This is a genomic window from Mesorhizobium argentiipisi (SeqCode), assembly GCF_037179585.1.
Lineage (GTDB): Bacteria > Pseudomonadota > Alphaproteobacteria > Rhizobiales > Rhizobiaceae > Mesorhizobium > Mesorhizobium argentiipisi.
The window spans coordinates 1-13,232 of record NZ_JAPYKO010000057.1 but is presented as its reverse complement, the minus strand read 5'-3'; the positions used below and the strand labels follow the sequence as shown (position 1 = coordinate 13,232).

Genomic DNA, 13,232 nt, shown 5'->3' with positions numbered 1-13,232 from the left:
TCGCTATACTCTCCCATGGCTCGCCCTCCGTGCGTGAGGATCGGCTCGGCCCATCCGAGCAACCCTCGTCTTTTAATCGCACGAAAGGGCGGGCCACCAATCTCCGCCTCGGAACATGACGTCTAGCCCGCGAACGGTGAGGCCTCAAAGCGGGCAAACAACGCTCCCCACGCGGCCAGTCTGCCGTGGCCGTCTCTGGACCACGCCCTGCTCGGACTTTATCCCTGAGGATGACCAGCACCGTGGACGAGGTCTCGGTCCCAGTCATTGGTCTTGTCGGGCGTCATGGCCTCCGCCTCTCGGGTACCCCGCTCTTTGTCCTTCCGAGCTTTCGCGCCCGGCATATCCCGCGATGATTTTGATCTGAAATGCTCCTCTTCGGTCGCTCAATCCGAACAGGGCGGGGTGAATTAAGTTCGGCCGGCGCCGTCTGGCGGTGGGACTGCAGCAGAAAGCGTAATCTGTTATTCAGCGACCCTGTCGATGGGAAGCTGCTCGCCCAACCAGCCAATCGAAGCTGGCCACAGCGGGGCGTTTACTTTGCCCGCCGGCGTTGTCTTTGTGTGCCGGGCTATTTTGCAGCTAGACCAGCCTCCACAAGTCGCCGGAAGGCTTCAGATCTGCTGGGGAGATCTGGTTGAGCCCGACGCCATTCATCTATGCGACTGAGCAAGTCGACGGAAAGCCGCAATTCGAAGCGTTCGGTTTTAGTCTCGACCGGTTCCGGAGTATTTGACAAGGGCGATGTCCGTAATGTACGGTATGTACGTAACTCGTGGTTGCCACTGCGCAGCCGAACGACGTGCTCCAACACATCGTTCGGCCTAACCACATCCCAAGCTGTCTGGAGCTCGGATCATGGCTGATTCCGACAATACCACGACTTTGCCTCGCGTCACCCACAGGACAGCTGCTGTGGGGATGGCAAGTGCGATCGCGAGATCAAACCGAAACGCCGTTGCTGGCTGCGAACAGCAAGCATCCCAATCGAGCAGCTCCGCTGAAGCGTTATGGCGCAAATGGCAGGATGCAGATGCGGAGACCCAGAGATTATGCGGTCAGCAGCAGTGCTTGGAGCGGAAACTGATCGAAACGGTCGGATTTCCTTGCGCGACCATTCAGTCGTTGGACGGCGACAAGGCGGAAGCTGATTTTAGCGCTCATCAGGCTCGCTGGGATGCCGCTGATCGCGAACTTGGCTACTCGGCTGCGTTGCAGGCCGAACGCGAGGCTGCTGGTCGAGCAGCGGATTTGCTCGAGGCGCTGGCCCGGACCCCGGCCACATCGCTTGCGGGAGTGGCGGCCAAGCTCGACGCGGTGCTGAGGGAAGGACAGCCGTCAGAGGACGATCCCGAGTTTCCATGGCCGCAGATCCGTTCGGTACTGGAGGACGTCATTCGGATTGGTCAGCTGACGGGGCAGGGGGCTCAGGCCTGAGGATCGAGGAGGCGAACACCCTCGCCCCTTTGGCCGGCGGGCAGGAACTCGACGCCGGCCCTGGCCAGAGCTGCTTCGATGGCCTGCATCGTGCTGAGCCGGGAATCGACCTTGCCGCTCTCCAAACGGGCCAGCGCGTTGAGCGAGACGATCGCCTTGTCGGCAAGCTCCTGCTGCGACCAACCAAGCAAAGCCCGCGCGGCCCGAATCTGTCGTGGACTGACCATGCGTCCACAATCGGCAGGCACATGGTCTTTGCCACCTATAGGGTTATTTTAAGCCTCATAAGGTATATTTAATGGCTAATCGGTGCTGCTTGATAGACGCGAGCGAGACCTCGGAGCGTGTCGCGGCAGGCCCGTTGTCTGTGAAAGACTTTGGAGCATCGAAGGCATTGTTGAAACCGCAACGTCCCGTCCTGCTTTGGACAACGCGCAAGCAAGCGGTGGAGAGCGAACCTCATCCGGCCGATCGGCATGTCGGCAGGCAGATTGCGACGGTTCGCGTCCAGTCGGACGTCTCGCAGGGCCAGCTCGCCCGTGCCATCGGCATCAGTTTCCAGCAGCTCCAGAAATACGAGAACGCGCGCAATCGGGTCAGCGCCTCGATGCTCTACGAGATCGCCACCTCGCTCGGCGTTCCCGTCAGCCGCTTCTTCGAAGGCCTGCCGGGAAATGACGAGAGCCGCGACCAGGCCCGGCCCTTGCCGGTCGATGAACGCCTGGCGTTCATAGCCAGCGCCGAGGGGAGGCACCTGATCGAGGGTCTGATGAACCTTCCACCGCGCGTTCGCGGTCGCATCTGTTCCCTGATCGCAGCGCTGGGGGAGGAATTGGCGTTGCTCGACGGCAAGGGCAATGACGAGGCGGCTGGCGAGGCCGGGCCTGCCGATCGCCGGACATCCTGAGGTCGGCTGTCCCTGTCAGCCGAATTTTCTGGCGGCGGGCACCTCGATGCGGCCGCGGGCCAGGGATATGTCGATGTCGACGCCGAATGCCCGCGAGCGCCTGGCGAATCCCTCGAGGATCTCATGGGCGGTGCCTCCGGAGGCGGTGAGCGGCACCAGCCTTCCTGTCGGTGATCCAGGAGAATGAGGCTCGGTGCCGATCGTAACGGGGAGAAGATCGATTTCTGCGAGGCTTTTGCCTGCATCGTAGCGGCAGGCGGCGACGATGCTTTGCCAGACCTCCGGCGGATCCCACTCTGTCTCGTCGGGGTGCACCTGGAAGAGGAAGTTTCCGAGGCCGTAGAAGATCGGCGCGCCGTTGTAGATCTCCATCGCCTGGAGAACCGGAGCGCCGTGGCTGACGAACAGGCTGGCGCCGGCGTCGATGCATGTGCGGGCGAAGGTCCGCACCCAGCGCGGCACGTCCTGCCAGCGCGGTTCCCAATGATGGTGATGCAGGTAGGCGATCACGAAATCGCCCTGCGCCGCCGCCTGCCGGATGGCCGACAATTGGGCGTCCGCGCTCTGCGGATCGATCTCGATCAGCCGGCCGTAGTCGGCGGCCTGCGTGAACACGGTGCCGTAGAAATTGATCTCCTTGCCGGCGGTGATCTCCAGCGGGTCTTCCGGCTGTGCGTAGTTGGTGAGCTCGAAGGCCGAGCACCGCAGATGTTCGCCAAGCCTTGCCAGCCTGCGCAGATGCCCGTCCGGCACCCCGATCTTTCGAACGGTCTTGAGGCGGTTGACGCCGGGACGGGCAGGGCGGAAGGCCGTGCGGTCCTCGGCATACATGCTCGCGGGACCAGGCCCCGCATCGAACGCAAGAAGCGCGACCTCTCGGCCGCCCAAGCGTTGGCGGCCCGGTTTGCGGGCGCAGGTCTCGTCTGTCCCGATGCCGGCATGCAGGAAGCCGCGGCGCGCCACTTCCTCCAGCGTCGAGAGGATGCCGCCGGCGCCGAGATCGAAGGCGTGGTTGTTGGCAAGCGCGAGCGCGTTAAAACCAATGTCCTGCAATGCATCCAGCACTTCGGCGCTGGAATAGCCGAAGTACTTACCCTTGGTAGGCCAGCCACCATGTTTGCCGAGGATCGTCGACTCGAAATTGGTGAAGACCACGTCGCCCTGTTGCAAGAAGCGTTCAACCTCCGTGAACCGCTCATCTTGGACATGACGGATGTCATGAGTGATCAGTGATTGGCCAGTTACGACCGCGCAGAATTGGTTATTCATGGAAGCTTGCCTTGAAAGAGGGAAGGGCGGGCCGGCTTTGGGCCGGCCGCCTGCGTAGCGGGGTTCGGCGCTGGCTCAGTTGGTGACAGCCGGCGAGATGTCGGTCTTGAACCATTTCAGGCTGAGCGCCTTGATCGTCCCGTCTTTGGTGGCGGCGTCGATCGCCGCGTTGAACTTGCCGAGCAGCTCGGCATCGTCCTTGCGCATGCCGGCGCCGACGCCCGGCCCCCAGAGGCCGCCCTTCAGTTCGGGACCGAAGAACGCTGCCCCCGATCCCGACGGCGTCTCCAGGAAATCCCGCCACGTGAAATAGTCGGCGAGGCCGCCGTCGACGCGGCCCGCTGCAAGGTCGAGCTTCATGTTGTCGAGGCTGTCATAGCTGCGGATCGTCACGACATCGCCCATGAGCTGCTTGACCACTGCTTCCGAGTTGGACGAGCGCAGCACCGCGATCGCCTTGCCGCTCAGCGTTGAGCGCAGATGCTCGATGGCCGCCTTCTCCTTGTCGCCGACGGTCGACAGATTCACCTTTTGCGTAGTGTCGCCTGGGTCGAGACCGAGCTCCTTGCGCACCACGAACTGGTTGAAGCCGCTGGCGTAGGGGACGGAGAAGGCGATCGACTGCTTGCGTTTTTCGGTGATCGCCATCCCGGACATGATGATGTCGAACTTGCCGACCAGCAGGGCCGGGATGATGCCGTCCCAGTCCTGCGGCACGAAAGTGCATTTGATCGCAATGCGGCGGCAAAGCTCGCGGCCGACGTCGATGTCGTATCCGTAGAGCTCGCCCTTGTCGTTCGTGCCGTCCCAGGGCGGCGAGGCCCCCTCGGAGGCGATTGAGATGACGCGTTCGCTCTGCGCGCGGGCCGGAAAGGCGGGCGTCAGAGACGCGATAGCGACAGCAATAGCCAAGGGTATGTGCATGATGCACCTCTTCTTTGGTGTGGATTGGAAGGAGTTTCTGGACCGGCGTGCCGTCAGGACAGCGGCGTGGTGATGCCTCGGCCGGGCAGGGGCGGGCGCCACCGCAGTCTCGGCCTCTGCGCTGGCCGGCGGTCGGTCGAAAGCCTGCGTTCCAGGAATTGCGTGGCTTTCACCGCGATTGACGTCAACAGCAGATAGATCGCTCCGGCGACGATGAAGATCTCGTAGGGCGCGAAGGTCGTCGAAACCATTTGCCTCGCCATGCCGGTGATCTCGAGCAGCGTCACGGTGCTTGCCAGTGACGAGCCCTTGATCATCCCCACCACCTCGTTGCCATAGGCCGGGAGCGATATCCGGAAAGCGATCGGGAAGGTGACCAGGCGGGCTGTCTGGAAGCGCTTCAGGCCGAGCGACGCGGCCGCCTCGATGACGCCCCTGGGCACGGACTGGAGACCGCGGCAGAGGATCTCCGTCGTGTGCGCGGCGCTGTTCAAGGAAAAGGCTAAAAGCGCGCACCAGAAGGGATCTCGCAGCACCACCCAGAAGATGCTTGCCCGCACCGCCTCGATCTGGCCGAGGCCGTAATAGATCAGGAACAACTGGACCAGCATCGGCGTGCCGCGAACGACATAGGTGTAGGCCAGCGCAGCACCGGAGAAGGCGGGGCGCCCGAAGGCACGGACGAAGGCCAGCGGCACGGACAGGAGAAATCCGGCCATCAGCGAAAGGACCGTCAGGGTGAGGGTAAGCGCAATGCCGGAAGGCAGCACGGTGACGGCGTCGAGCATCAGACCGAGGTTCATGAAGCGCCCCTCCTAGCGGCCAAGAGCTGGATAGCGCCGCTCCGCGATGCGGATCGACAGCAGCGTGAAGGTGGTCAGCGACAGATAGAGCGCCGATGCCGCTAGATAGAAGGTCAATGGCGCGCGCAGGGATCCGGCGCCGACATAAGCCACCCGCATGATGTCGGTGAGGCCGACGATCGAGACCAGCGCCGTGTCCTTGAAGAGCGAGATCCAGAGATTGCCGTAGGCTGGCAGCGCCAGCCGTAGCATCTGCGGCCCGATGATGAGAAGCCAGCGCTGCCAGGCGCTCAGTCCAAGCGCCTTGGCCGCTTCGGTCTGGCCGGCGGGCACGGCGGCGATCGCGCCGCGGAACACTTCGGTCGCGTAGCCGCTGAAAACCACCGAGAGCGCAATCACGCCGGCGGTGAAGGCGTTCACCTCGACATAGCGGCCGGCAAGCCGGCTTGCGAGCGTGGTTCCGCCGAAATAGATGAGCAGGATAATGAGAAGTTCAGGCACGCCACGCACAATCGTGGTGTAGGCGGTCACGAGGCGGGTGAGCGGCGGACGCGCCGCGCCTTTTGAGATTGCCAGAAACAATCCGACGGCCGTCCCCAGGCAGCCGCTGATCAGCCCAAGGCTGATGGTCACGGTCAGGGCGTCAGCAAACTGAGCAGTAAAACCACCCATCGGGCGTTTTCCTCGGGGTGCAATACGGTGAGACATGCCGATCGTCTGCAGCACAGAATCGGCTGGCATACCTATGGTTGCGGATTGTACAATAAGTAATTATAAGTTAACTTCTGGATTTCGATTATGGTATTATCTGGCTTATTCGCGTTCAATCTATAATTTCCGAAAATGTTGCTATAAGCTATTGTTATAGCGCGAAATTAACCTGAACTTACTGTTCGCTCCGCAGCGGCCGCGTGGGTCGACGAACCTTGCGCCGCAAAGCACCGCCGAGGCTTGCAAGTCAAAGGGCCAGCCCATCCGGCGGGCCGGCACAAGCACGGATCCCGGCACCGCGGGGAGGGGGGATTGACGCCTGGCTTTCTGGACTTCGCAGGCCAGCTATTTGTCCGCAGGGGTTGAGCGGAACAGGGTAACGGGATCGCACTCCAGCGCCTTCGAGATCCTCTCGGCCACGTCCAGGCTGGGATTTCTCTGGCCGCGTTCGATGCCGCCCATATAGCTGTAGGCGAGGCCGGCTTCGGTCGCCAGCGACTCCAGGGTTATTCCGCGCTTCAGGCGGACCCTGCGAACGTTCGCTCCAAAAATTTCCGCCAGGCGCATGCGCGCATAGCGATAAGCAAAGCTTCAGCTTTACCAGTCACTATAGTGACTATATTATAGTCCGCTCCGGGATCGCGCCTGATCTCAGGCGCGGAGCCCACAAGTTTTTGCCCGACCGCAAAAGGGCGACGGCCCATCGTTGGAGGAGCGCAGGCATGGAACTGCTGCCAGGCGGCTTCAAGTTCCGTCAGTTGCAAGTCTTTCGCGCCGTCCTGCGGACCGGGTCGACAAGGCGCGCCGCGGCCGAGCTCGGCATCAGCCAGCCCGCCGTCAGCCAGCATGTCAAGCAGCTCGAGGCCACCGTCGGCCTCACGCTCTTCAAGCGCTCCGCCAACCGCATCGTGCCGCTTCTCGAGGCCTGGGAATTGCTGCGGAACGTCGAGATGGCGCTGACGTCGCTCGGGCGTTTGGAAGCGTCCATCTTCGCGATGAAGAATGAAGAAAAGCAGCGGATCGCCATCGCCGCGCCATCCGTCTTCGGTTTCGTGACCCTGCCGAAGGCGGTTGCCATCATCCATGCCAAGACCGCGTCGAACGTGCGTTCCATCTCAGGCAGCTACGAGCAGATCGGGGAGCACATCCTGGCCGGCCGAGCCGACCTTGGAATCTCAAGATTGCCCCTCGACCCGCGCCTGTTCGATTGGACGCCGCTCGGATCGGCGCGTAAATGTCTGCATCTTTCCTGCAGGCCACCGGTTCTCGCGACAGGACCGTGTCGAGGCTCAGGACCTCGCGGGCGAGACCATCGTCGATATCGATCCGCAATTCGCCGCTCATCAGATGAATTTCAATGCGCTGCGCTTCGCCGGCACGGAGCCCGACATACTGGTCGAGTTCGATTGCAATGGCCACGAGGCCGGATATGTGTCGGCCGGCCTGGGGATTGCGATAACCAACGAGATCATCGCGCGCGAATACGCCGCCTTTCACCTCGAGGCGAGGCCGGTGGAACCGTCGGCGCTCTATCACTACGTCGTGGTCTGGCAGAAGGGCCGCACCTTCTCCAGCGCATTAAACGTATCGCTGGAGGCGATCATCGCCGCATTCTCGGACTCCGGCAGCGACTGATCATCGTCACCGTAAACACCCGGCCTGTCGGGCAGGGCAACATCCGCGGCGTCCGCAGCGGAACGCGGCGCGCTAGCCATCTCCGTCAGCCATTCGAAACCAGTGGTCCTGCAGCGCGCAGTGACTACCGGGCTCCGAGCCGCTTCGCCTCTGCCTCGAGCGTATCGCGGTCATTGCCATGTTTGGCGATCAATTCGCGGACTTGCGGTATCGACAGCCCGAATTTGCTGGCCAGGTATCCAACCTCATATTCCTCATCGCCTGACACCCGGTCGCGATCACGGAAATCCGTTTTCGTCTTGTCATCAGTCACGTGTTTGTCCTCCGCTTATGATGAAAGGAAAGCGACTCTTGGCAAAAACGTTCAGTATGACCTTCCACCTCAACGCCAAAGACGGCAGCCCCCTGGCGGGCAGGGGCGTTCAGATCCGGCGTCCAGGGCAGGCGATACATGCACTTTTACTAAACTGACAGGAACCGATTGCGCCGGCGAGGTTTGATTCCGGGTTCAGGGAGTCCGGAGTGGATGCGTAAACCGAAGGGGCGACTTGCCTTCATCGAGTTCCAATCACCGACGCTGGTCGAAAGAGCCCCCGCCGACGCCGACTGGCTGCATGAAATCAAATACGACGGGTACCGGACGGAACTTGTCATTGAAGGCGGACAGGCGAGGGCGTTTACGCGGCGGGGCTATGACTGGTCGCACCGGTACAAGCGCATCTTACAGACGGCGGCAAACCTCCCTATTAAATCGGCAATCCTTGACGGCGAAGCTGTCGTCCTCGGCAAAACGGGTCTGCCCGACTTTCAAGCCCTCGAGCGGGAGCTGGGGAATCCGAATTCTTCGAAGATTATATTCTTTGCCTTCGACCTCTTGCACCTCAACGGTCGCGACCTTCGGGCACAGCCGCTGATTGAGCGCAAAGCCGCGCTCCAAACCCTGCTGCAGGAATCGGCTCCAACTCTGACCTATGCCGAGCACCTGGAGCTTGGAGGCAAGGACGTATATGACCATGCCTGCCGAATGGGCTTGGAGGGCATAGTCTCCAAACGAGCCGACTCGCCGTACCGTTCGGGCATTCAAGCAAGCTGGCTCAAGGTGAAGTGCATAAAGAGCGACACGTTCCCGATTGTCGCTTTCGTTGAAAAGCTCGGCGCGCAACCGCGCCGGATCGCATCCCTTTATATTGGCAGATGGGAGGGCGACCGGCTGCTTTACGCGGGAAAGGCGCAAAGCGGCTACACGATGGAGGCTGCACGGAGGGTTCGCGAGCGGCTTGATCCGCTGATCGTCAGCAAATCACCTCTGTCGGAACCCATCAAAAAGCCGAAGGCAACTTGGGTGCGGCCGGAGGTGCTGGCCGAAGTGCAATTCAGCGGCGTGACCGACCGCGGCATCTTGCGCGAGGTGGTGTTCAAGGGATTGCGGGAGGATCTTCAGGCAATACCGGCAAAGCCGCCGTCGCCCTCCAAGCGGAGGTTCGATGGGCAACATGGCGTCCCTCGCGAGAACATTCTCCAACTGCTGCCCGATGCTGTTCCACCTTCCAAGGAAGAGCTGGTGGACTACTGGAGGCGAGTGGCCGACCGGGCGCTGGTTCATCTGAGCCGACGACCGCTGAAGCTGGTCCGCCATGCGTATGGGGCCACTTTCTACCACAAGGGGCCGCTGCCTCCGATCCCAACTTCCGTGCACCAGTTGCGGGTTCAAAAACGTGAAGGCGGCGAAGGTGTTCGAGTGTGGGTGGATGACCTCGACGGGCTGCTTGGCTTGGTGGAAATGGATGCGGTCGAGCTACATCCCTGGAACGCCACGGTCGACGACATCGAGCATGCGGATCAACTCGTCCTCGACCTCGATCCCGGCGAGGGGATGCCATGGGACGCAGTTATTGAGGCCGCACTGTCACTGCGTGGCATCCTGGAGGCGGCTGGCTTGCAGAGTTGGCCAAAGGTCACCGGCGGCAAAGGCGTTCACCTGATGGCACCGTTGGCTCCGGGTATGAGCCATGACCGTGCCCGGCAACTGGCCAAATCCCTCGCTCAACATCTCGTTGACGCCGATCCTGAGCGTTACCTTCTGTTAGCCGATCCGGCAGCGCGAAGGGGCCGTATCTTCCTGGACTACCTCCGCAACGGCCGAGGCAATACTGCCGTGGGTGCTTTTTCTCCCCGTGCAAGGCTCGGTTTCCCAATCGCTCATCCAGTCACTTGGAGGCAGGTCGAGGCAGGCATTCGGCCGGATGCTTTCACGCTCGCGCGACCATTCAAAGTCGCTCCTCGACGAGCCGCATGAGGCGCGAGCATCCGAACGCTCGCCAGACTTTCGCGTTTCGGCTGTTATGATTTGAAGGCCTCGGACGGTGGCAAACACGCTCCTTTGTTGCCCCAAATACCTTGCAACAAGCCGTTTGCCCCTTGCCCAAATTACGGCGCCCTGAGGGGCGGCCAGGTTCCCAACAGGATTACCACCTTGCGCACCCAGGCCACTGGCACCTGCCCGTCGGCTTCGGCCGACGGGCTTTTCACAATGTGTTACATCCGGGTGTCAAACGCCATCCGGAACTGCCCCTTTGCGTCATGAAGAACTGCCCCCACCTTCGGGTTCATGATGTCGGTTGAAGGTTAGTTCCGTCGGTGACGGGCCGGAGGGAGGCGGAGCCGACCGGAGGCCTGTCACCGACGGGCGGCCTGATGAGGCCGCTGTTTCGCTTGGCGCGGAGCCGGTAGCTGTCGCCGCGGATGGTCAGCACGTGGCTGTGGTGCAAGAGCCGGTCGAGGATCGCGGTCGCGACCACCGGATCGGCGAACACGGTGCCCCATTCGGCAACACTGCGGTTCGACGTGATCAGCATGGCGCCGGTTTCATAGCGCCGGCTGACCAGCTGGAAGAACAGGTGCGCCGCGTCGGGCTCCAGCGGCAGGTAGCCGAGCTCGTCGACGATCAGCAGCTTTGGTTTCGACAGCGCCAGCAGTTTCTCGTCCAGGCGCCGCTCGCCGTGCGCCTTGGCAAGGCCAGCGACCAGCGTCGTCGCCGTCGTGAACTGCGCTGTATATCCGGCCAGGATCGCCTCTCGCCCGAGCGCGATCGCCAAGTGCGTTTTGCCGACGCCCGGCGGGCCAAGCAGCAGCACGTTCTCCCCGTTGGCGATCCAGCGGGACGCGGCCAGGTCGCGGATCTGCTTGGGATCGATCGACGGCTGTGCCTCGAAGTCGAAGCCCGCAAGCTCCTTCACGGCCGGGAAGTGTGCGAGCTTCAGCGCCATCTCGATGCGGCGGTGATCCTTGCGCGCGATCTCATGCTCGCACAGCAGCATCAGCGTCTCGCGCATCGATAGGTTCGCGCGCGCCGCCTCGTCGAGCAAACTGTCGAGCTGGTCGCGGATGCCGAAGAGCTGCAATCGCATCAGCATAGCGTCGAGCGGATCGATCGGTGCTTCGGTTGCTTTGTTTGCGCGCGCCATCAGAAGCCCCCTCCGATCGCTGCTTCGTATTCGGCAAGAGGACGCAACAACGAGGGCGCTTGCGACGACGCCGGCACCGCCGATGCCGCAATCTCTGCTCGGCAGATAGCGCCATTGCGACCGGCAACCCCATCGAGGTGGGTGGAATCGACGATCCGCAGACGGCGGCCCTGCGATTGCCTGTGGACCGCAACCTCGCGCATGCCATGACGGATGCGCACCTCGCCAGCCGCGACCGTCACTGCGACGCGCTCGCCGATCAACCGCCACGGCACCGAGTAGCTGTTGGTATCGACCTCGACGGCGCAATCGTTGCCGACGATGCGGCTCAGTTCGCGCAACAATCCGAACGACGGCCGCCCGCTGAGCGGCTTCAGACGGTGCGCCTCGTCACGCTCGAAGCGGGCCATCGGCGCCTCGCCGGTCGTGCCGTGGATACGCGCGTTCGCCACCTCGCGCTCCCACTTGGCGAGATGCGCCTCGAATGCCTCCCAGCTCGTGAAGGAATGACCCGCGATTGCGTTCTTCTTCACATAGCCGACGCCGTTCTCGGTCTTGCCCTTCGTGCGCGCCCGATACGGCGCGCAGGCGCGAGGACGGAAGCCCCAATGCTTTGCGAACGCGATGAGCTTGTCGTTGAACACAACCGACCGGCTCGCCGCGTCGTGGCGCACGACGAGCGCGCGCGGATTGTCCATCAGAACTTCCTCCGGCACGCCGCCGAAGGTCGTGAACGCGCTCTCGATCCCGGCGAACCAGTGCTCCTGCTTCTCGGCCCGGAAGGCACGCACATGCAGCCGTCGCGAATGCCCGAGCGTCGCCACGAACACGAATGCCTTGATCTTCGCGCCGCCGATCTCGACCAGACGCTCGCCGAAGTCGATCTGCAGCTGTCGCCCGGCGGCGTCTCGAACCGCGTTGTCGCCAGCGCCTCGGCCCTCAGCGCCTGACGATAGGGCTGCACGGCGCGTTGCAGTGTTCGCCGGCTGACCGCCAAGCCTTTCTCGGCCAGCAGATCCTGGCGCACCACATCCGCATTGCCGCGATGCCGAATGAACCGCTCGCGCAGCCAACCCTCAAGGCCGTCGAGCCGTTTCGGCCGCTCCGGCGACTTGAACGGCTTCACGCCGTCCGCCGCCACGTAGACCTTCACCGTGTGATGGCTGCAGCCCAATTGCCGCGCGATCCGCTTCAATCCCCACCCGCACGCCTTCAGGCGCAACATCTCCGCCACATCGTCCGGCGTCTTCATCACCTGCCCCCGTGGATCACTCCACGACGGGCTTTCCGTGATTCGTTGTTCGTTCATTTGCTCTCTCCTCAGCTATCCACTGAGGGGGCAATTCCTCGTGGCGCCGAGGGGGCAATTTTCCATGACGCGCGACACCGGGCAAGGCGGCCGAAACCTTCTCCACGCCTCGCCATTTCTGCCGAAGTGACGGAGATGCATGATGCGTGACGACAAAAACGGCGAAGACGTTCCGAACCAAGCCGAATTGCTGATCCCTCGCCTCGTTAGGGAGGCCGAAATTTCTGAAGAGCAGGCACGGGAGTTGGTCGAGATGCTCGGCACAGAATGGCCGTCGTTGCTCCGCGAGGCCCGCTTTCTGAAAGAAAGACATTGATTCCCGCGGGTACATGCCAAGCGGGTGTTCGGACGTCACGACGCCGGTTCGCAGATGGAAGCGTTGTGTCGGGATGGCACCCCCGACAAGAGCCCGGAGTGCACTTCCTCTGCTCTAACAACCTGATTTATCGCTTTTGAAGCAAAGGTAGCGAGCAGCCCCGCCAGACTCGCGGCTCCCAGCGGATCGTCATGGCATCTGGCTCTCTGGCATTCAGTGCGAGACACCTTGTCAAACGGCTTACAAAACTGACCCCGGATCGGCGTCCAATTTTGACCCCCCTTATGTAATACGCGGCGGTCAGCGTTCGCCCGGGCGGAGCTGGTCAGGGTTGCGCAGCCCGGGCGAGCGCGGATGGCGCTTGGCAGCTTGATGGGATGATCAGGCGCGGTTCTTGAAGCGCCAGGATTCGTTTCCGGTCTCGATGATCTCGCAATGATGGGTGAGACGGTCGAGC

At 62.4% G+C, this 13,232-nt stretch carries 14 protein-coding genes and 2 pseudogenes; 6 read left to right on the top strand and 10 right to left on the bottom strand.

The features are described 5' to 3' along the window. Positions 1-858 precede the first annotated feature (858 nt). A complete protein-coding gene (locus O7A05_RS33400) occupies positions 859-1,437 on the top strand; it encodes a hypothetical protein (protein ID WP_337097638.1) in 579 nt (192 codons plus the stop codon). On the opposite strand, the gene O7A05_RS33395 is transcribed toward O7A05_RS33400, so the two are convergent. Further along, positions 1,428-1,664: a helix-turn-helix domain-containing protein gene (locus tag O7A05_RS33395; protein ID WP_337097637.1), complete on the bottom strand. Its 237-nt coding sequence runs from the start codon at positions 1,662-1,664 to the stop codon at positions 1,428-1,430. The two genes, O7A05_RS33400 and O7A05_RS33395, sit on opposite strands and share 10 nt — an antisense overlap. A gap of 170 nt (positions 1,665-1,834) precedes the next feature. Between O7A05_RS33395 and O7A05_RS33390 the strand changes: the two genes are divergently transcribed. Beyond that, positions 1,835-2,344, top strand: coding sequence for a helix-turn-helix domain-containing protein (locus O7A05_RS33390; RefSeq protein WP_337097636.1), 510 nt, complete (start codon positions 1,835-1,837; stop codon positions 2,342-2,344). Between the two features lie 15 nt (positions 2,345-2,359). Here the strand turns inward: O7A05_RS33390 and O7A05_RS33385 are convergent, their stop codons facing one another. The 5 genes from O7A05_RS33385 to O7A05_RS33365 all read right to left on the bottom strand — a co-directional run bounded on the left by O7A05_RS33385 (position 2,360) and on the right by O7A05_RS33365 (position 6,618). Beyond that, positions 2,360-3,613, bottom strand: a complete 1,254-nt coding sequence (locus O7A05_RS33385; RefSeq protein ID WP_337097635.1) for a CapA family protein — start codon at positions 3,611-3,613, stop codon at positions 2,360-2,362. A 75-nt stretch (positions 3,614-3,688) separates the two neighbouring features. Beyond that, the gene (locus O7A05_RS33380) at positions 3,689-4,537 is read right to left on the bottom strand and encodes a transporter substrate-binding domain-containing protein (RefSeq protein WP_337097634.1); all 849 of its coding nucleotides are present in this window, start codon (positions 4,535-4,537) and stop codon (positions 3,689-3,691) included. A gap of 53 nt (positions 4,538-4,590) precedes the next feature. Then, positions 4,591-5,340 carry an ABC transporter permease gene (locus tag O7A05_RS33375; RefSeq protein WP_337097633.1) on the bottom strand — a complete coding sequence of 250 codons (750 nt, stop codon included), beginning with the start codon at positions 5,338-5,340 and terminating at the stop codon, positions 4,591-4,593. A 12-nt stretch (positions 5,341-5,352) separates the two neighbouring features. Continuing rightward, positions 5,353-6,012, bottom strand: coding sequence for an ABC transporter permease (locus tag O7A05_RS33370; RefSeq protein ID WP_337097632.1), 660 nt, complete (start codon positions 6,010-6,012; stop codon positions 5,353-5,355). A 384-nt stretch (positions 6,013-6,396) separates the two neighbouring features. Further along, a complete protein-coding gene (locus O7A05_RS33365) occupies positions 6,397-6,618 on the bottom strand; it encodes a helix-turn-helix domain-containing protein (protein ID WP_337097631.1) in 222 nt (73 codons plus the stop codon). Positions 6,619-6,773: 155 nt separating this feature from the next. Between O7A05_RS33365 and O7A05_RS34555 the strand changes: the two are divergent. Both O7A05_RS34555 and O7A05_RS34550 read left to right on the top strand, forming a co-directional pair. Further along, positions 6,774-6,902, top strand: a pseudogene (locus O7A05_RS34555) (helix-turn-helix domain-containing protein); the annotation flags it as partial. Positions 6,903-7,218: 316 nt separating this feature from the next. Next, positions 7,219-7,686, top strand: a complete 468-nt coding sequence (locus tag O7A05_RS34550; RefSeq protein WP_415927093.1) for a LysR substrate-binding domain-containing protein — start codon at positions 7,219-7,221, stop codon at positions 7,684-7,686. 124 nt (positions 7,687-7,810) lie between these two features. Here O7A05_RS34550 and O7A05_RS33355 read toward each other — a convergent pair whose 3' ends face one another. Continuing rightward, complete coding sequence (locus O7A05_RS33355; protein ID WP_041005823.1) at positions 7,811-7,999, bottom strand: DUF3606 domain-containing protein; 189 nt, start codon at positions 7,997-7,999, stop codon at positions 7,811-7,813. A gap of 213 nt (positions 8,000-8,212) precedes the next feature. Between O7A05_RS33355 and ligD the strand changes: the two genes are divergently transcribed. Further along, positions 8,213-9,982: a DNA ligase D gene (gene ligD / locus O7A05_RS33350; protein ID WP_337097630.1), complete on the top strand. Its 1,770-nt coding sequence runs from the start codon at positions 8,213-8,215 to the stop codon at positions 9,980-9,982. Between the two features lie 310 nt (positions 9,983-10,292). Here the strand turns inward: ligD and istB are convergent, their stop codons facing one another. Both istB and istA read right to left on the bottom strand, forming a co-directional pair. After that, positions 10,293-11,150 (bottom strand): IS21-like element helper ATPase IstB, encoded by an 858-nt coding sequence (gene istB, locus O7A05_RS33345; protein ID WP_337097628.1) that lies wholly within the window; start codon positions 11,148-11,150, stop codon positions 10,293-10,295. Then, positions 11,150-12,459, bottom strand: a pseudogene (gene istA / locus O7A05_RS33340) (IS21 family transposase). Before istA ends, istB begins: the two are co-directional and overlap by 1 nt. Positions 12,460-12,601: 142 nt before the next feature. Between istA and O7A05_RS33330 the strand changes: the two are divergent. Next, the gene (locus O7A05_RS33330; protein WP_337097627.1) at positions 12,602-12,775 is read left to right on the top strand and encodes a hypothetical protein; all 174 of its coding nucleotides are present in this window, start codon (positions 12,602-12,604) and stop codon (positions 12,773-12,775) included. A 381-nt stretch (positions 12,776-13,156) separates the two neighbouring features. Here the strand turns inward: O7A05_RS33330 and O7A05_RS33325 are convergent. Further along, positions 13,157-13,232: ATP-binding protein (locus tag O7A05_RS33325; RefSeq protein ID WP_337093368.1), on the bottom strand; the 76-nt coding region annotated here is incomplete at its 5' end.

Bases quoted from the DNA above. Each gene is read 5' to 3' on its own strand.
- O7A05_RS33400 (WP_337097638.1), top strand. From the start codon at position 859: ATGGCTGATTCCGACAATACCACGACTTTGCCTCGCGTCACCCACAGG.
- O7A05_RS33395 (WP_337097637.1), bottom strand. From the start codon at position 1,664: ATGGTCAGTCCACGACAGATTCGGGCCGCGCGGGCTTTGCTTGGTTGG.
- O7A05_RS33385 (WP_337097635.1), bottom strand. From the start codon at position 3,613: ATGAATAACCAATTCTGCGCGGTCGTAACTGGCCAATCACTGATCACT.
- O7A05_RS33380 (WP_337097634.1), bottom strand. From the start codon at position 4,537: ATGCACATACCCTTGGCTATTGCTGTCGCTATCGCGTCTCTGACGCCC.
- O7A05_RS33375 (WP_337097633.1), bottom strand. From the start codon at position 5,340: ATGAACCTCGGTCTGATGCTCGACGCCGTCACCGTGCTGCCTTCCGGC.
- O7A05_RS33370 (WP_337097632.1), bottom strand. From the start codon at position 6,012: ATGGGTGGTTTTACTGCTCAGTTTGCTGACGCCCTGACCGTGACCATC.
- O7A05_RS33365 (WP_337097631.1), bottom strand. From the start codon at position 6,618: ATGCGCCTGGCGGAAATTTTTGGAGCGAACGTTCGCAGGGTCCGCCTG.
- ligD (WP_337097630.1), top strand. From the start codon at position 8,213: ATGCGTAAACCGAAGGGGCGACTTGCCTTCATCGAGTTCCAATCACCG.
- istB (WP_337097628.1), bottom strand. From the start codon at position 11,150: ATGGCGCGCGCAAACAAAGCAACCGAAGCACCGATCGATCCGCTCGAC.
- O7A05_RS33330 (WP_337097627.1), top strand. From the start codon at position 12,602: ATGCGTGACGACAAAAACGGCGAAGACGTTCCGAACCAAGCCGAATTG.